Source organism: Crossiella sp. SN42 (genome assembly GCF_023897065.1).
Classification (GTDB): Bacteria; Actinomycetota; Actinomycetes; order Mycobacteriales; family Pseudonocardiaceae; genus Crossiella.
Window position 1 is genome coordinate 1 of sequence record NZ_JAMHIV010000016.1, and the last position, 17,034, is coordinate 17,034.

Annotated in this window: 18 protein-coding genes; 8 read left to right on the forward strand and 10 right to left on the reverse strand. The window is 72.2% G+C overall.

Annotation, left to right across the window (positions count from 1 at the left end; genetic code table 11):
- Positions 1-86: 86 nt before the first annotated feature.
- Positions 87-344, forward strand: a complete 258-nt coding sequence (locus M8C13_RS19845) for a hypothetical protein (protein WP_252482130.1) — start codon at positions 87-89, stop codon at positions 342-344.
- Positions 334-651: a type II toxin-antitoxin system PemK/MazF family toxin gene (locus M8C13_RS19850; RefSeq protein ID WP_252482131.1), complete on the forward strand. Its 318-nt coding sequence runs from the start codon at positions 334-336 to the stop codon at positions 649-651. Before M8C13_RS19845 ends, M8C13_RS19850 begins: the two co-directional genes overlap by 11 nt.
- A gap of 2 nt (positions 652-653) precedes the next feature.
- Here M8C13_RS19850 and M8C13_RS19855 read toward each other — a convergent pair whose 3' ends face one another.
- Positions 654-3,116 carry a glycoside hydrolase family 3 protein gene (locus M8C13_RS19855; protein WP_252482132.1) on the reverse strand — a complete coding sequence of 821 codons (2,463 nt, stop codon included), beginning with the start codon at positions 3,114-3,116 and terminating at the stop codon, positions 654-656.
- 91 nt (positions 3,117-3,207) lie between these two features.
- Between M8C13_RS19855 and M8C13_RS19860 the strand changes: the two genes are divergently transcribed.
- Positions 3,208-5,286 (forward strand): ATP-dependent DNA helicase, encoded by a 2,079-nt coding sequence (locus M8C13_RS19860; RefSeq protein ID WP_374213104.1) that lies wholly within the window; start codon positions 3,208-3,210, stop codon positions 5,284-5,286.
- A gap of 22 nt (positions 5,287-5,308) precedes the next feature.
- On the opposite strand, the gene M8C13_RS19865 is transcribed toward M8C13_RS19860, so the two are convergent.
- Positions 5,309-5,803, reverse strand: a complete 495-nt coding sequence (locus M8C13_RS19865) for a hypothetical protein (protein ID WP_252482133.1) — start codon at positions 5,801-5,803, stop codon at positions 5,309-5,311.
- A 130-nt stretch (positions 5,804-5,933) separates the two neighbouring features.
- Between M8C13_RS19865 and M8C13_RS19870 the strand changes: the two genes are divergently transcribed.
- A complete protein-coding gene (locus tag M8C13_RS19870) occupies positions 5,934-6,431 on the forward strand; it encodes an NUDIX hydrolase (protein ID WP_252482134.1) in 498 nt (165 codons plus the stop codon).
- A gap of 3 nt (positions 6,432-6,434) precedes the next feature.
- Positions 6,435-7,016: a GNAT family N-acetyltransferase gene (locus M8C13_RS19875; protein ID WP_252482135.1), complete on the forward strand. Its 582-nt coding sequence runs from the start codon at positions 6,435-6,437 to the stop codon at positions 7,014-7,016.
- Here the strand turns inward: M8C13_RS19875 and M8C13_RS19880 are convergent.
- The 3 genes from M8C13_RS19880 to ctaD all read right to left on the reverse strand — a co-directional run bounded on the left by M8C13_RS19880 (position 7,000) and on the right by ctaD (position 10,921).
- Positions 7,000-7,755, reverse strand: coding sequence for a peptidyl-tRNA hydrolase (locus M8C13_RS19880; RefSeq protein ID WP_252482136.1), 756 nt, complete (start codon positions 7,753-7,755; stop codon positions 7,000-7,002). The genes M8C13_RS19875 and M8C13_RS19880 overlap by 17 nt on opposite strands.
- 1 nt (position 7,756) lies before the next feature.
- A complete protein-coding gene (gene serB, locus M8C13_RS19885; RefSeq protein ID WP_252482137.1) occupies positions 7,757-8,992 on the reverse strand; it encodes a phosphoserine phosphatase SerB in 1,236 nt (411 codons plus the stop codon).
- Between the two features lie 147 nt (positions 8,993-9,139).
- A complete protein-coding gene (gene ctaD / locus M8C13_RS19890) occupies positions 9,140-10,921 on the reverse strand; it encodes a cytochrome c oxidase subunit I (RefSeq protein ID WP_252482138.1) in 1,782 nt (593 codons plus the stop codon).
- 153 nt (positions 10,922-11,074) lie between these two features.
- Here ctaD and M8C13_RS19895 point away from each other — a divergent pair, with 153 nt between their 5' ends.
- Both M8C13_RS19895 and M8C13_RS19900 read left to right on the forward strand, forming a co-directional pair.
- Positions 11,075-11,488 carry a DUF6153 family protein gene (locus M8C13_RS19895; protein WP_252482139.1) on the forward strand — a complete coding sequence of 138 codons (414 nt, stop codon included), beginning with the start codon at positions 11,075-11,077 and terminating at the stop codon, positions 11,486-11,488.
- A gap of 55 nt (positions 11,489-11,543) precedes the next feature.
- Positions 11,544-12,110: a DUF305 domain-containing protein gene (locus tag M8C13_RS19900; protein WP_252482140.1), complete on the forward strand. Its 567-nt coding sequence runs from the start codon at positions 11,544-11,546 to the stop codon at positions 12,108-12,110.
- Here M8C13_RS19900 and lepB read toward each other — a convergent pair.
- From lepB to M8C13_RS19925, 5 genes are all read right to left on the reverse strand, one after another.
- The gene (gene lepB / locus M8C13_RS19905) at positions 12,100-12,891 is read right to left on the reverse strand and encodes a signal peptidase I (RefSeq protein WP_252482141.1); all 792 of its coding nucleotides are present in this window, start codon (positions 12,889-12,891) and stop codon (positions 12,100-12,102) included. The two genes, M8C13_RS19900 and lepB, sit on opposite strands and share 11 nt — an antisense overlap.
- Positions 12,892-12,910: 19 nt before the next feature.
- On the reverse strand, positions 12,911-13,612 hold the full coding sequence (locus tag M8C13_RS19910) for a hypothetical protein (protein WP_252482142.1): 702 nt from the start codon (positions 13,610-13,612) through the stop codon (positions 12,911-12,913).
- 123 nt (positions 13,613-13,735) lie between these two features.
- Positions 13,736-14,452, reverse strand: a complete 717-nt coding sequence (locus tag M8C13_RS19915) for an LPXTG cell wall anchor domain-containing protein (RefSeq protein WP_252482143.1) — start codon at positions 14,450-14,452, stop codon at positions 13,736-13,738.
- A 119-nt stretch (positions 14,453-14,571) separates the two neighbouring features.
- The gene (locus M8C13_RS19920) at positions 14,572-15,603 is read right to left on the reverse strand and encodes a hypothetical protein (protein ID WP_252482144.1); all 1,032 of its coding nucleotides are present in this window, start codon (positions 15,601-15,603) and stop codon (positions 14,572-14,574) included.
- On the reverse strand, positions 15,600-16,172 hold the full coding sequence (locus M8C13_RS19925) for an RNA polymerase sigma factor (RefSeq protein WP_252482145.1): 573 nt from the start codon (positions 16,170-16,172) through the stop codon (positions 15,600-15,602). The genes M8C13_RS19920 and M8C13_RS19925 overlap by 4 nt, the downstream gene beginning before the upstream one ends.
- Before the next feature lie 100 nt (positions 16,173-16,272).
- Between M8C13_RS19925 and M8C13_RS19930 the strand changes: the two genes are divergently transcribed.
- Positions 16,273-16,992: a L,D-transpeptidase family protein gene (locus M8C13_RS19930; protein WP_252482146.1), complete on the forward strand. Its 720-nt coding sequence runs from the start codon at positions 16,273-16,275 to the stop codon at positions 16,990-16,992.
- Positions 16,993-17,034 lie beyond the last annotated feature (42 nt).

The following is a 17,034-nucleotide window of genomic DNA, read 5'->3' on the forward strand; positions in this document are numbered from 1 at the left end:
CCACCCGGGGGTCTTTGTCTGTCCACCGGCGATGCGTAATACACTGCGTAAGACACCTGTCTTGCGCGATGTAATACACTGGTCGGGTGGGCATAGATCCTGACGTCATCAACTTCCGCCCGGATGCGGAGACCCGAGAAGCGCTGCGCGTGCTGATGCGGGCCTGCAAGGCCGACCGCAGCACAGTGATCCGCCGGGCGATCGTGCAAGCCGCCCACGAGGTGGAGGCCACACAGGCTGCCGAGGACCTGCGCGCCGAGGCCGCACGGGTCGCGGCCAGCGAGAGCGACCGGGCCGAGGTGGCCGCGGTGCAGGAGGAGTTGGCAGACCTGCGTGCGTGGTGACATCTACCGGCTACGCGCTCCCCGGGACGCTCGTGGCCACGAACAAGCCGGCGGCCGCTTCGGTGTGGTCGTGCAGGCCACCGAACTGGAAGTCCTGTCCACCTGGTTGATCGCCCCGACCTCGACATCGGCCCAGCCCGCGCGCTGGCGGCCGGAGATCGAGGTGCTCGGCCGGGCGACGTTGCTGCTGTGCGAGCAGACAACGGCGTGCGCGCCGGAGCGACTCGGCGAGCGGGTCGGCCGGTGCTCTCTTGAAGAGATGCAGCGAGTCGACTCGGCCCTGAAGCTGGCGCTCGGCCTCACCTGAGCTCAGTGCACGGTGACCACCGCGGCCAGTGGCAGGTCGCGGCTGCTGCGGCCGATCTCGGCCAGGTAGCTGCCGTGTTCGGGCAGCCAGTCCCGGCGCTGCTCGTCGTAGACGCAGAACGCCCTGGGCGCCAACGGGATCTCCACCGCCACCGTCTCCCCCGGTGCCGCGTCCACCACCGCGAAACCGGCCAGCACCCGGGGTGGGCGCGGGTAGCGGCTGGCGTGGCGGCCCAGGTAGACCTGCACGACCTCGCGGCCGGGGCGGGTGCCGGTGTTGGTCAGGGTGACGCGGACCGGGATGGGCTGGCCGGCGTGCAGGGTGGCGGCCGAGACGCCGGTCGGGCACTCCGCGCTCCGGTACTCCCAGGTGGTGTAGCCCAGACCGTGGCCGAAGCAGAAGGCCGGGTCGAGGCGGTGCTGGTCGTAGGCGCGGTAGCCGATCAGGATGCCCTCCTCGTAGCGGAGCACGCCGTCGGCGGGGGTGGTGTCCAGCACCGGGGCCTGCTCGGCGGTGCGCGGGAAGGTGGTGGGCAGGCGGCCGCCGGGTTCGGCGCGGCCGTAGAGCACGTCGGCGAGCGCGTGGCCCGCTTCCTGGCCGGGGAACCAGGCGTAGAGCACCGCGGCCACCTCCTCGGCCCAGGGCATCAGCACGGGTGAACCGGCGTTGACCACGACCACGGTGCGCGGGTTGGCCGCGGCCACCCGGTGGATGAGCTCGTCCTGGCCGGGTGGCAGGGCCAGGGTGGTGCGGTCGTGGGACTCGCTCTCCAGGTCGGCGTTGGTGCCGACCACGACCACCGCGACCTCGGCCGCCTCGGCCTGCCGGACCGCCTCGGCCAGCTCCTCCTCGGCGTCCCGGCCGGGCGCGCGATGGGTGATGCCGCAACGCAGGTAGCCGTGTTTCGCGGCGATCGGGCGGTGCTCCACCACCAGCTCCACCGGAGTGTCCACATCGGACAGAACCACCGCGCCGAGCTGTTCGGTGATGTTGTCGAAGCTGTCCACCAGGCTGTGCCAGCCCGAGGTGACCGGTTCGATGATCCGCTGCCCGTTCACGGTCAGGCTGGTGGGTCCGAGCCCGGTGACGCCGAAGGTGTGCGTGCCCGCGACCCTGGGCCGGTAGCTGGTGCGCATGATCACCCGCAGGTCGTCCCGGCGCCACTGCTCCTCCGGCAGGCCGAGCCAGGCCAGCCGGGCGGTCGCCCGGTGCTCACTGCCCAGCAGGTCGCCGTCGGCGTCGCGGTACTCGACCTGGAAGCCCGACTCGCCGGTCACCGGGTCCACGCAGTCGGCCAGGTCGATCAGCGGCTGCCGTCCGCCCGGCCGGACGCCCTCGGTCGCGGGCAGGCCGAGACCGGCGGCGAAGCTGACCTCGCGGCGCGGGGACAGGTCGGCGCTGCCACCGCCCCTGGTGGCGGTGTTGGCGGCGTTCGGGCCGATCAGCGCGATCCGGGTGTCCGGGGCCAGCGGGAGCAGGTTCTCGTTGCGCAGCAACACCATGCCCCGGGCCGCCGCCTCGCGCAGCAGCTCGGTCTGGGCGGCCGAGCCGACCGGGTACGCGGCTTCCGGTTCGGGCGCCGGGAAGCCGTCCAGCACGCCGGTGGCCGCGGCCAGCCGGAGCAGGCGCAGCACCTTGTCGTCGATCTCCGCCTCGGGCACCTCGCCCGCGCGCACCGCCGCCTCGAGCTTCTCGCCCCACGGGCCGTCCGGGCCCGGCATGACCAGGTCGAGCCCGCCGTTGGCGGTGGGCGCGGTGCTGCGCGCGGCGGTCCAGTCGGACACGATCGGCCCGGTGAAGCCCCATTCCTCCTTGAGCACGCCGACCTGGAGTGCCCGGTGCTCGGTCATGGTGCTGCCGCGCACCGCGTTGTAGGCGGCCATCACCACCTTGACCCCGCCCGCGCGCACCAGCGTCTCGAACGGGGCCAGGTACAGCTCGCGCAGCGCGCGTTCGGCGACCTCCACGCTGAGGGTGAAGCGCTGGTCCTCCGAGTCGTTGGCCACGAAGTGCTTGGCGCAGGCCGCCACCCCGCCCTCCTGCACCCCGCGCACGTAGGCCAGGCCGATCTCGGCGGTGAGCAGCGGGTCCTCGGAGAAGCACTCGAAGTGGCGGCCGCCGAGCGGGCTGCGGTGCAGGTTGATGGTGGGCGCGAGCAGCACCTGCGCGCCCTTGGCCCCGGTCTCCCCGGCCAGCAGCAGGCCGATCCGGCGCACCAGCTCGCGGTCCCAGCTGGCGGCCAGCGCGGTCGGGTTCGGCGTGTGCGCGGAGGGGTCGCGCTCGTCGAAGTGGCTGCCGCGGGCCCCGGCCGGTCCGTCGGTCATCACCAGGCGGCGCAGGCCGATCGCGGGTTCGGCGGGCAGCGCCCAGGCGTCGGCCCCGGTGAGCAGGCGGATCTTGGCCGGTAGGTCGAGGTGGCCGAGCAGGTCCCGCAACCGTGCCTCGAACTCCTCGGCGCTGCTCATCCAGGCTCCTCCAGACATCGGTGTACTGGCTGCGACACCACCGTATCGCCGGAGGACAAGCTTGTCGGCGGCGCGCGGTAGCGTTGCCCGCGTGCCCGAAGCCCTCACCCTCCAGCAAAACCTGACGCAGGTCCCGGACGTCCGCACGCTGCTGGCCGCGGCGGTGGGCGGGGTGGGCGGCACTGAGCGCCCAGGTCAGGTGGACATGGCCGAGGCGGTGGCCAAGGCGATCCGCACCGGCGAGCACCTGGCCGTGCAGGCAGGCACCGGCACCGGCAAGTCGCTGGCCTACCTGGTGCCCTCGGTGCACCACGCGGTCACCGAGTCGGCCACCGTGGTGATCTCCACCGCGACCATCGCGTTGCAGCGGCAGCTGGTGGACCGGGATCTGCCGCGGCTGGCCAAGACGCTGAAGCCGTTGCTGGGCCGCACACCCACCTTCGCCATCCTCAAGGGCCGCCGGAACTACCTGTGCATGCAGCGGGTGCACACCGGCGCGCCGGAGGAGCCGGAGGAGCAGGCGCTGTTCGACCCGTTCCAGGTCTCGGCCATGGGCAGGCACGTCAAACGGCTGCACGAGTGGTCATCGGAGACCGAGACTGGCGACCGGGACGAGCTGGTGCCCGGGGTGCCGGACCAGGCCTGGCGGCAGGTCTCGGTGACCGCGAAGGAGTGCGTCGGCGCGGCCAAGTGCCCGATCGGCCAGGACTGCTTCGCCGAGCGCGCGCGGGCCGAGGCCGGGCGGGCGGACGTGGTGGTGACCAACCACGCGCTGCTGGCCATCGACGCGCTGGAGGGCTACAAGGTCCTGCCCGAGCACGACGTGGTGGTGGTGGACGAGGCGCACGACCTGGTGGACCGGGTCACCTCGGTGGCCACCCAGGAGCTGACCAGCACCGCGATCGCGGTGGCCGCGCGGCGCTGCGGCAGGCTGGTGGAGCAGGACATCGCGGACCGGCTGCTGGAGGCCGCGGACAACCTGGCGCTGACCTTGCAGGAGCTGGAGCCGGGCAGGCTGGACCAGCTGCCGCAGGTGCTGGCCGGGGCGCTGGCCGCGGTGCGCAACGCCGCGCACGCCTGCATCAGCGCGCTCGGGCCTGAGCGCAAGGAGGACATCGAGGGCACCGCGGCGCGCAAGCTGGCGCTGTCCATGCTGGATGAGGTGCACGACACCGCGGTCCGGCTGCTGGCCGCCTTCGAGGCCGAGCCGGAGAAGCGGCACGACGTGGTCTGGCTGGCCGGGGACTTCGGCGACTTCAACCGCACCCCCTCGCTGCGGGTGGCCCCGCTGGGCGTGGGCGGCCTGCTGCGCGAGCGCCTGTTCGCCCAGAAGACGGTGATCCTGACCTCGGCCACGCTGGCCCTCGGCGGCAGCTTCGACACCCTGGCCCGCCAGTGGGGCCTGGCAGGCGCGGGCAAGGCGGCGGGCGATCCGGACGCCGCGGCCGACCGCAAGTCCGGCGGCACCGCCACCGACAAGGCTCCACCGTCCACTTCGGACAGTCCTGAGTGGACCGGCATGGACGTCGGCTCGCCCTTCGAACACCGGTCCAGCGGCATCCTCTACGTGGCGGGCCATCTGCCCTCCCCCGGCCGCGACGGCCTGGCCGAGGCCTACCTGGACGAGCTGACCGGCCTGGTGCAGGCCGCCGGTGGCCGCACCCTCGGCCTGTTCTCCTCGATGCGCGCGGCCAAGCAGGCCACCGAGGCCCTGCGCGAGCGGGTGGAGTTCCCGATCCTGTGCCAGGGCGAGGACGCCACCAGCCAGCTGGTCACCAAGTTCGCCGAGGACGTGCGCACCTGCCTGTTCGGCACCCTGTCGCTGTGGCAGGGCGTGGACGTGCCGGGCCCCTCGCTGCAACTGGTGGTGATGGACCGGATCCCGTTCCCGCGCCCGGACGACCCGCTGGCCTCGGCCCGGCAGCGCGCGGTGCAGGCCCGCGGCGGCAACGGTTTCCTCACCGTGGCGGGCACCCACGCGGCACTGCTGCTGGCGCAGGGCGCGGGCAGGCTGTTGCGCGCCAACGACGACAAGGGCGTGATCGCGGTGCTGGACTCCCGGCTGGTGACCGCGCGCTACGGCGGGTTCCTGCGCGCCTCGCTGCCGCCGTTCTGGATGACCACCGACCCGGACGTGGTGAAGGCCGCCCTCAAGCGCATCGACACCTGAGAGCGGCCCACGGGGACGAAGGTCAGACCTTGACCTTGAGCGAGACGCTGGCGCCACGGCTCAGGTCGTCGAAGGCGCGCTTGCGGTCCACGCCGATGTACCAGGTCTGCTGACCCTCGAAGGTGCCGCCGTGCACGATCTCCTTGACCGCGCCCTCGCCCGGGATGCGCTTGGGGCCGCGGTAGGTGTCCTGGGTCCAGTTGTAGCAGGAGACGACCAGGCGGATGAAGGCGTTGCCCTTGACCGCGATCGGGTCGCCGCTGCCGTCCTGGGCGGGCTTCTCACCGGCGGGCAGGTACTTGGCGCTCTTCTCCGAGACGGTGCCGGAGTAGGTGAACACGACGCCGATGCCGTCACTGTCGGCCGAGGTGAGGACCTTCTTGAGCACCACCGGCGTGCAGGCAGCCGCGGAGGTCGCCGCGGACGCCATCGGCGCGGTCACTCCACCCAGCGCGACCAGGACCGCACCGGCCACGGCGATCCGACGGAAACCGTTGCGGGAGAACACCTTCGACATCGAGTTCCTCTCATACCAGCGGGCGGCCATCCGGACCGCCCGTCACCTGGCAACTAAATCAGAAGATCGACCGAAAATTCTCCACCTGACAGAGATAGTGAGCGAGAACTCTTCGGGTTATCGTCATCACATGGGGGATACACCGCATCGAATAAGGGTCAGCGCACGCATCCTGCTGCTGGACGAAGATGACCGGATCCTGTTGTTCCACAACCGATATGGCCCCGCCAACGAGCGGAACTGCTGGTCCACGCCGGGCGGCGGGGTCAACGAGGGCGAGCCGCTGGCGGTGGCCGCGGCCAGGGAGCTCCGCGAGGAGACCGGGCTGGTGGTCAGTCCGGAGCAGGTCGGGCCGGTGGTGGCGACCACCTCCGGGATGTGGACCTTCAGCCGGACACCGACCTTCGCCACCGAGTACTACTTCCAGCTGCGGGTGCCCGCCTTCACCGTGGACATCACCGCCCAGGAGGAGGGCGAGCTCTCGCACCTGCTCGGGCACCGCTGGTGGCCGGTCGGCGAACTGGAGTCGATCACCGAACAGGTGGCCCCGATCGGGCTGGCTGACCTGTTGCGCACGCTCAAGGCGGGGCCGCCCGCGGAACCGATCACGTTGGCCTGGTTCGGTTAGCCCGTGCCAATCCTGGTCGAACCCGCCCTGCCCGCCGGTCACCTGCGCGAGCGCACCCAGCCCCGCCTCACCGCCGACCAGGAGCTGACCCTGCGCCCCTGGCGGCCCGGGGACGCCGAGGTGGTGCGGGAAGCCTTCAGCTGTCCGGACATCCAGCGCTGGCACGTGCGCAGGCTGGACAGCGCCGAGGAGGCCCTGGACTGGATCGCCGGCTGGGCGACGCGCTGGCGGGAGGAACGGGATGCCAGCTGGGCCGTGGCCGGGGTGGATGACCGGGCGGTGGGGCAGACCGGGTTGCGGACCGTGGACCTGGTGGAGGGCACGGCCGAGGTGTCCTACTGGGTGCTGCCGTCGGCGCGGGGGCGCGGGGTGGCGGCGCGGGTGGCTCGGCGGGTGGTGCGGTGGAGCTTCGAGGAGCTGGGGCTGCACCGGCTGTACCTGCGGCACTCAACGCGGAACCTGGCCTCCTGCCGGGTGGCGGAGCGGGCCGGGTTCGTTGAGGAGGGGGTGCTGCGCAGCTCGGTGCGGCATGCCGACGGGTGGCATGACATGCACCTGCACGCGCTGGTCAGTGCGGCCAGCTGAACAGCACCGTGACCGTGCCGGGGGCGACCTCGGTGAAACCCGCGTCGCGGACCGCGGCCACCCGGCGTTCCCGCCAGGCCAGCGCCGGGTCGGGGCCGGGCAGCAGCTTGGCCCAGTCGGCGGGGGTGGCGGTGCGCACGGCGCAGGCGTAGTCCTGCTCGGCCCAGCGGGTCAGGTCCTCGGCGGGCAGCAGGGCGGCGCCGATCATGGTGGCGTGGCCGACCTGGGCGGCGGCCTTGCCGACGGTCATCTCGATCTTGGGGTTGAGCCACAGCACGGGGCGGTCGCCGGGCGGCGGGCCGGGGTTGTCCTCGGGGAGCTCGCTGCCGGAGATCTGCAGGCGGGACAGCACCCGGGGCGACTCGGCGACCAGGCCGGGGACCAGGGCGCGGACCTCGGCGCCGTCGTGGGACACCGTGATGCCGGGGAGGTCCTGGATGGCGTCCCAGTGCGCGCCGCGGGCCCGGCGGGAGACCTTGCGGATGCGGCCGTCGATCCAGGCGCGGACTTCTTCGTGCCACTCGCCCTCGGGCTGGGCCTCGGGGGCCAAACAGACGGCCAGGGACGCGGTGGCGGCGGCTTCCAGCAGGGCCGTGCGCGGGGCAGGTTCCTGGCGTTCGATGCGCAGGACTATCGGCATGGCGCGGACCGTGGCCGGGTCCTCATCGGTTGTGTCCACTGTGGACTGGGCGGGGAGGCCGAGCCAGGTGGCGTAGCGGGCGGCCAGGGGTTCGAGCACGTCAGCCGACCTCGATGCGTTCTTCGACCAGGCCGTCGGCGGCGTCGGCGGCCTCCACCTCGGCCCTGGTCACGCCCAGCACGAACAGCACCGCGTCCAGGAAGGGCTGGGACAGCGCGGTGTCGGCCACCTCGCGCAGCGCGGGCTTGGCGTTGAAGGCCACGCCGAGGCCCGCGGTGCTGAGCATGTCGATGTCGTTGGCGCCGTCGCCGACCGCCACGCACTGGGCCAGCGGGATGCCGTACTCGGTGGCGAAGCGGCGCAGCGCGACCGCCTTGCCCGCCCGGTCCACCACCTCGCCGGTGACCCGGCCGGTCAGCTTGCCGTCCTCGATCTCCAGCTCGTTCGCGGCCGCGAAGTCCAGCCGCAGCTCCTCGGCCAGGCCCTGGATGACCTGGGTGAAGCCGCCGCTGACCACGCCGCAGCGGAAGCCGAGCCTGCGCAGGGTGCGGATGGTGGTGCGGGCGCCGGGGGTCAGCTCCAGGGTGCGGCCGACCTCGGCCAGGATGCTCGCCGGCAGTCCGGCCAGCAGGGCGACCCGGCGTTCCAGGGACTGGGTGAAGTCCAGCTCGCCGCGCATGGCGGCCTCGGTGATCTCCCTCACCTGCTCCTCGCACCCGGCGTGCGCGGCCAGCATCTCGATCACCTCGCCCTGGATCAGGGTGGAGTCCACGTCGAAGACCACCAGCCGCTTGGCCCGCCGGGTCAGCCCGGCCTGCTCCACCGCGACGTCCACCTGGGCGCGCACCGAGACCTCGGCCATGGCCGCGCGCAGCTCGGCGTCGGCCTCCGGGGTGTGCTCGCTGGCCGAGACCGCCAGTTCGAGGCCGGTGACCGGGTAGTCGGCCACCCGGCGGATCGAGTCGATGTTCGCGCCCAGCGCGGCCAGCCTGCGGGCGACCTCGGTGAAGCCGCGGGCGGTGACCGGGCGGCCCAGCACCACCAGCACGTGGCTGGAGCCGTGCCGGGCCGAGGAGCGCTCGCTGGCGCCGATCTCCACGTCCACGTGCATGCCCACGCTGGCCATGGCCTGCTCGGTCAGCTCCTGCAAGCCCTCCGGGTCGTGCGTGGTGGAGACCAGCACGCCCAGCACCAAGCGGCTGCGGATCACCACCTGCTCGACGTCGAGCACCTCGACCCCGTGCCTGGTCAGCGCGGCGAAGAGCACCGAGGTCACGCCGGGCTTGTCCGGGCCGGTGACGGTGATCAGCACGGTGGTGGCTTTGCGGGTACTCACGGTTGCCGAGTCTCCTCAGTCGAGGGCTAGGGCTCGATGCCGGGCCCGGAAAAGAGACGAGCCCCACAGCCACCCTCGCGGGCGGTTGTGGGGCTCGTCGTCGAGCCGGTGCGCCGCGTCCGGGGGTTACCCCGTTCGGCGCTCAGCTCACTTGGACTTGGGATCCTCGTCGTGCTGTTCCGGCGGCTGGGTGGAGTTGGCGGCCACCTCCGACGGCGCGGCTGGCGCGTCCAGCACGGCGGTCTTGTGCTTGCCGCCCACGTGCGCCTCGGCCCGCATCCGCTCCACCATGTGCGGGTAGTGCAGCTCGAAGGCCGGCCGCTCGGACCGGATCCGCGGCAGCTCGGTGAAGTTGTGCCGCGGCGGCGGGCAGGAGGTCGCCCACTCCAGCGAGTTGCCGTAGCCCCACGGGTCGTCGACCTTGACGACCTCGCCGTAGCGGTAGCTCTTGAACACGTTCCAGATGAACGGCAGCGTGGACGCGCCGAGCAGGTACGCGCCGATCGTGGAGATCGAGTTGAGCGTGGTGAAGCCGTCGCTGGGCAGGTAGTCGGCGTAGCGGCGCGGCATGCCCTCGTTGCCCAGCCAGTGCTGGACCAGGAAGGTCAGGTGGAAACCGATGAAGGTCGTCCAGAAGTGCAGCTTGCCGAGCTTCTCGTCCAGCAGGCGCCCGGTCATCTTCGGGAACCAGAAGTAGATCCCGGCGAAGGTGGCGAAGGCGATGGTGCCGTAGAGCACGTAGTGGAAGTGCGCCACCACGAAGTAGGTGTCCGACACGTGGAAGTCGATCGCCGGGGCGGCGAGCAGCACACCGGTGAGGCCACCGAAGAGGAAGGTGATGATGAACCCGACCGAGAACAGCATCGGCGTCTCGAAGGTCAGCTGACCCCGCCACATGGTGCCGATCCAGTTGAAGAACTTGATGCCGGTCGGGACCGCGATCAGGAACGTGGTGAAGGCGAAGAACGGCAGCAGCACCGCGCCGGTGGCGTACATGTGGTGCGCCCACACCGTCACCGACAGCGCGGCGATGGTGATCGTCGCCCAGATCAGCGCCTTGTAGCCGAAGATCGGCTTGCGGCTGAACACCGGGAAGATCTCCGAGACGATGCCGAAGAACGGCAGCGCGACGATGTAGACCTCCGGGTGCCCGAAGAACCAGAACAGGTGCTGCCAGAGGATCACGCCGCCGTTGGCCGGGTCGAACACGTGCGCGCCGAGGTGCCGGTCGGCCATCAGGCCGAGCAGCGCGGCGGTCAGGATCGGGAAGGCCATCAGCACGAGCAGGCTCGTGATCAGGATGTTCCAGGTGAACACCGGCATCCGCCACATGGTCATGCCGGGCGCGCGCAGGCACAGCACCGTGGTGATCATGTTCACGCCGCCGAGGATGGTGCCCAGACCGGAGACCACCAGGCCGGAGATCCACAGGTCGGCGCCGATGCCGGGCGAGTGGATGGCGTTGGACAGCGGGGTGTAGGCGAACCAGCCGAAGTCGGCCGCGCCGCCAGGGGTGATGAAGCCCGCCATCACGGTGAGGCCGCCGAAGAGGTACAGCCAGTACGAGAAGGCGTTCAGCCTCGGGAACGCCACGTCCGGCGAGCCGATCTGCAGCGGCAGGATGTAGTTCGCGAAGCCGAAGACGATCGGCGTCGCGTACAGCAGCAGCATGATCGTGCCGTGCATGGTGAACATCTGGTTGTACTGCTCTTGGGAGAGCAACTGCATGCCCGGCAGGGCGAGTTCGGTGCGGATCAGCAGTGCCATCACGCCGCCCACCATGAAGAAGGCGATCGAGGTGACGAGGTACAGAATGCCGATCTGCTTGTGGTCCGTGGTGCGGAGCATCCGCAGCAGGAACGAACCCTTGACCGTCTGACGCGTCGGGAACGGACGCGTGGCGATCGGCTGAGGGGCTACGGCCGTCACGGTGCCTCCTGCACTGGCCTGTTGACCTGGTAATCACCTGCACTTGCTGGTTGCGGGCATGCGTAGGCAGACCGCGCATGGGAATCGTAGACCGCGTGCCGGGAGCGGGCACGGTTGGGCTGGCAGGTCGGGGTGTGACGTTAGGCTGGGCTGGTGACCACAGCGCTCCGACCACGCCCGATGCGGGTACTGGGGCTCGCGCTGCTGGTGTTCACGATCAGTTTCAGCGTGCTGGCCATGCACCAGGTCACCCATCCGGGCGAGGGGCGGCAGGCCGCGCCCGGGACGGCCGCGGTGGCCGCCGCCGGACACCACGGCGAGCAGCACGCCGGCTCCCACGGCGACCACGGCTCCGCGCCCGGCGGGCACGACTCCACGCTGCTGCACCTGTGCCTCGGCCTGATCGTCACCGCGATCGGCCTGCTCGCCCTGCACCTGCTCGGCTGGCTGCGCCGGGATCCGGCGGCCGCGCTGACCGGGCTGCGCGCCCACCTGGTGCGGACCGTCCCGCGCGGGCCGCCGGTCAAGCTCTTCGACCTCGACACCCTCTGCGTGCTGCGGCGCTGACGAGACCGGGTTTCCCCGTCTCCGTCATATTCGTCAGTACTTGAGGAGCTTTGTCATGCGCAAGAACAAGCTGGTCCTGGCCGGTCTCGGCGTGCTCGCCGCGATCACGCTGACCGCCTGCGGGGGCGGCGAGCCCGCCGGGCACGGCCACACCTCGGCCCCCACCTCCGCCGCGCACAACGCAGCCGACGTCACCTTCGCCCAGGGCATGATCCCGCACCACGAGCAGGCGCTGGAGATGAGCAAGCTGGCCCCCGGCCGCACCGAGAACGCCAAGGTGCTGGAGCTGGCCAAGTGGATCCAGGACGGGCAGCAGCCGGAGATCGACAAGATGACCGGCTGGCTGAAGTCGTGGAACGCCCCGGCCAAGAGCGAGCACGAGGGCCACGGCGCGCACGGGATGATGTCCGCCGAGCAGATGAACGAGCTGCTCGGGGCGCGCAAGGACGAGTTCGACCGGCGCTGGCTGACCATGATGGTCGAGCACCACCGGGGCGCGGTGGAGATGGCCAGGACCGAGCTGGCGCAGGGTCAGTCGGCCGAGGCCAAGCAGCTGGCGCAGGAGGTCATCGCCGCGCAGGAGAAGGAGATCGCGGAGATGACCGGCCTGCTCAAGGGCTGAGCGAACGCTGCCGTCGTCGGCGCCGCCAGGCCAGCGCGCCGACGACGGTCAGCCACAGCAGCGCGGCCACCGCCAGGGCCACCCCGGAAACGATGGCCCAGAACGCGTACCGGTAGCCGTGGTCGGTCTCGGCCGCCCCGGCCAGCCCGGCGTCGGTGAACGCGCTGCTCGGCGAGACCTGCCGGACGCCGTTGCGGAAGACCGCGACCACCACCGCCTTGATCGCATCGCGCGGCACGGTGCCCTTGAACTCGGTGTCCAGGAAGGCCCGCGAGTCGCGGGAGTTGCCGCGGTAGTCGCCGAGCACCAGCATCCGGTCCTGCGGCACCCGCACGGAGAACCGCGGCGGCTGGTACGGGCCGCCGGTGGCCGGGTCGTCGGTGCGCAGGTAGGGCTCGGTGATGGCGCGGCCGTTGACCTCCAGCCTGCCCTGGGCGTCGCAGCAGGTCACCGTGTCACCGCCGATGCCGACCACCCGCTTGACCAGCTGCTCGCCGCGTTCGGCCCCCGGCCAGCCCGCGCGGCCGGCGTCGAAGAGCACCACGTCGCCGCGCTGCACGGACGCGCCGCCGTCGGTGACCGGCCTGGTGATCGACTTGGTGCCCTGGGCCAGGGTGTTCTCCATCGCGGAGGTCTCCACCCGGAACGGCTCGTAGCGGTTGGCCAGCACGCCGACGCCGACGAAGGCCACCACCAGTCCCAGCGCCACCGTCACCACCGGCACCAGCCAGGCGATCCGGCGGGTGCGGGCCGGCGCCGCCTTGTCCTCGGTGAGCGTCATCCTGGTCCCCTTCCCGGCCTCAGCCGCGGCGACGGAGCAGGCGCGGCACGATCAGCGCCGCCGCGCCGAGCAGGATCAGCCCGGCCGCCAGCGGGATCAGCCAGCCGCCGTCGAAGCCGGTGGTGGCCAGGCCGGGGCCGGTGCTGCTGGTGACCGCGGGCGGCGGTGTCGTGCTGGTGACCGGGGCCTGGCTCGTGGTCGACGAGGTGGTGGCGCCGGTCGGACGCGTGGTCGGCGTGGTGGTGCTCGTGGTCGTCTTCGTGGTCGTCGTGGTGGTCGTCGTCTTCGTGGTGGTGGTCGTGGTCGTTGCCTTGCTCCCGCAGGCGAACCAGTTGGTGGTCAGCGCGGGCTTGTGCGGCTGCGACGGCGACTCCAGTGGCGCGTGCAGCCGTTCCCACGGCAGTCCGGTGAACGCGGACGCCGGATAGATGTTGTATCCGGGCCTGCCCTGGACCACGACCCCCGTGAGGGTGACACCTGGGTCCGCCGCGGTGACGGTGAGGTACCGGGGGTCCTTCGTCACGGTGACCTCGACCAGCTCGCCCGCCAGCCCGGCCGCCGCACAGCCCGCGGCCACCCCGGCGACCGGGGTGGCCCGCTCGTCGCCGGACCAGGGGAGCTGCGGGTCGGCCCCCGCGCTGCCGGCCGCCCCGAGCCAGGTGGTGAGGACCACCGCGGCCAGGGCGAGGGCACGGCGGAAGACGGGTACGAGGGCGTGCATCAGCGGGGGCTCCTGCTCAAGGTGGGGAGGCTTGCATCCAACAGTCACATCGCCGCTGGCACAGCCCCCGCCACTGGCTCGTTAGCCGTTCGTTGTGTGCACGCCGTCGCGCCCCTGCCCGATTCAGCGACCGGTCCGCGGCCGCCGCCTGGCCAGCGCCAGCGCCCCGCCACCGGCCAGCAGGAGCACCGCGCCGAGCCCGAACAGCCAGCCGTTGCCAAAACCGGTGCTGGCCAGCTCGTCGTCGTGGGCCACCGGCATCGGGACCGGGGTGCTGGTGGGCGCGGTGGTGCGCGGGGTGGTGGCGAGGGTGGTGGTCGTGGTGGTGCCGCGGCTGGTGGTGGAGGTGGTGGCACCGCCGGTGGTGGTCGTGGTCGCGGTGGTGCTCTTGGCGTTGCTCTTGGTGGTCGTGGCCTTGGTGGTGGTCTTGGTCGTGGTCTGACCGGTGCCGCAGGCGAACCAGTGGCTGATGTCGGGGATGTTGCCCTTCTTGCCGACCAGCGGGGAGTGCAGGCCGGGCCAGGGCAGCAGGCCGAGCGCGCCCGGCAGGTAGACGTTGTGGTTGTCGCCGCCCTTGAGCACGATGCCGGTCACCGTCACGCCGAGCGGGACCGAGGTGACGGTGAGGTGGCTGCCGCCGCTGATGTTCACCGTCAGCCGGTCGGTGATCAGCTGGCCGGGCAGGCCGGCCTGGGCGCAGGTGGTCGCGTTGCCGGGGTGCGCGGTGGCCCTCGGGTCACCGGCGGAGGTGGCGGTCGGCTGGGCGGCGGCGGTGCCCGCCAGGCCGAGGCAGAGCAGCAGCGTCAGTGCGAGCAGACGCGAGGGGGAGGGAAGACGCATGGCCACTGCTCCAGGTGCGGTTGGATCGGGGGGCCTGATCCTGCGCCCCGCACCAGGCGGTTTGACCCGGTTGACCACCAGCTCTTGGCCAGGTCGTGGCCGTTTCGTGGCAAATCCGGTCAGCGGACCTCTGTCATCGACCGGACCGCGCCCGCGCCCAGGTACAGCGTGTAGTCGGCGATGGCGACCGGGAACTTCTGCCGCTCGGTGTCCTTGGGCGGCGGGTAGTCCTCGCTCTGGCTGAGCAGGGTGAGCGTGGCCGGGTCCAGGACGAGCTGCCGCCGCGAGCCGGGCGAGGTCTCGAAGGCCAGCGCGCGGCCGGGCCTGCCCAGCCGGTCGGCGGCCTCGGTCTCGGCGACCTCGGCGGCGCGCTGGGCCACGGTCCAGGCGGCGGCCCGCTGTTCCCTGGTCGCGCCGGTGGCCAGCAGCAGGTCGACGGCCAGGCGCAGTCGTTCCCAGCGGCTCGGCTCGAACTGGAGGCCCTTGCGGTGGGCGCGCCGGGACAGCTCGTCGAACTGCCCGCTCAGCTCATCCGGGTTCGCGGCCAGCTCGGTGACCGGGCGGCCGCCGACGTTGTTGGCCGGCAGCAGGTTCAGCGTCTGGTGGCTCAGGCCGGTGACGTCGGACTCCGGGTGGCGGCCGAGGTCGGGCAGGGTGCGGTCCTCGGGGGTCAGGCGCAGGCCGAGGCCCTTGCCGGTGGTGTCGGCCAGCCAGTTCGCGCACAGTCCGCGCTGGTCGGCGGGGGCGCACTCCAGGACCTGGTGCGGTTCGAGCTTGGCCCGGACCGTGCGCGGGTCGCTCAGCTCGGCCCACAGCTCGCCGGTGCCGCGGATCTCCGCGGTGATGTCCACGTACCGGTTGTCCAGCAGCCTGGTGCTGACGTACCGGGTGCCGGTGATGACCTTGCGGTAGCCGATGTGGCCGGGCGCGGGCGCCTGCTGCACCGGGGTGTCCGGAATGGACGGTTCGAGCAGGCTGGGCACGGTGGCCGCGGCGCCCAGGCCGAGCACGGTGACCGCGGCCACCGCCAGCCAGGCGAACCTGGACCGCTTGGCGGGTCCACTGTGGACGGACTCTTCCCCGGCCACCCGCAGCAGGCCGTCCAGCATCCGCTGCTCCAGCGGGCTGAGCGGCTCCTGCTCCCGGCTCATGGCGCGCACACCAGCGCGGCCACCGGCTCCGGCAGGGCGGCGCGCAGCTTGCGGCGGGCCCGGCTCAGCCGCATCCGGGCCGCGGCCGGGGCGATGCCGAGCACCGCGCCCGCCTCGGCCGGGGTCAGCCCGTCCAGCGCGACCAGCAGGAACAGCTCGCGTTCGGCCGGGGGGAGGGTGTCGATCGCGGCGTGCAGCAACTCGGCGCTGCGCGCGGCGTCGATCCGCCCGGCCAGCTCGGCGTGGTCCTCGGGGATCAGCTCGCGGCGGCCGTAGACCCGCCGCAGCGCGCGGGCCTCCCGGCTCCTGGACCGGCCGTGCGCGGCCAGCAGGGTGGCCGCGATGCCGAACAGCCAGGCCCTCGGCGTGCCCCTGGCCGGGTCGTAGCGGTCCGCGGTGCGGATGACCTCCAGGAACACCGCGGCCACCAGGTCCGCGGCGTCGTTCGGGTCGCCGAGCCTGCGCCCGGCGTAGCCGAGCAGGGCACGCACGTGCCGACGGTACAGCTCGGCCAGCGCGTCCCGGTCCTCGCCGATGCGCGGCACCAGGTCCTCGTCGTCGGCCGTCACGACCGGAATACGCCGAACCGGCCCGGGTGGTTGCGCTCTCGCGGGCATCGGCCAAGCACTGGGTGAGCGAACCTCTGGGAAAGGCGTGGGGACTGTGGGCGTGCGTGGGCGGTACCTGGTCGGGGCGTTGCTGGCGGCGGCGGTCGGCGGGACGGGCGTGGCCGCCTGCACGGTGCTGACCCCGCTGGGGGTGCGGGCGCAGGCGGTCACCGTGCGACCGCAGGCCGCGCCGGTGCCGGTGGCCGAGGTCAAGCCGGCGCCGCCCTCGGTGCGGCAGGCGCAGCAGGTCCTGCACGAGCACGGCTACCAGGTGCGCGCGGTGACCGGCGAGCTGGACACCGAGACCAGGCACGCGCTGATCGCCTTCCAGAAGGTGCACGGCCTGGCGCGGACCGGGCAGGTGGACGAGGCCACCGCGGCCGCGCTGCGCAACCCGGTGCGGCCGGTGGCCCAGGCCCGCCGGGGGTTCCGGGTGGAGGTGGACCTGGCCCGGCAGGTCACCTACTTCCTGGACGAGGCGGGCCAGGTGGAGCGGATCTACGACTCCTCGACCGGCCGCGACCAGCCCGGCAAGCACACTCCAACGGGCGAGTTCACCGTCACCCGGCAGATCGACGGCTGGCGCTACGCCAGGCTCGGCCCGATGTGGCGGCCCTCCTACATCGGGCAGGGCGGCAGCGACCAGGGCATCGCCTTCCACGGCGGCGAACCGGTGGAGACCTGGCCGGCCAGCAACGGGTGCATCCGGATGACCGACCCGAGTGTGAACGAGACGTTCGCCTTGCTGCGACCGGGAACCAAGGTGCTCGTGCATCCGTGAGTTCAGCCACGACAGGGTGGCCAACCGTGCGGTTGTTCACTT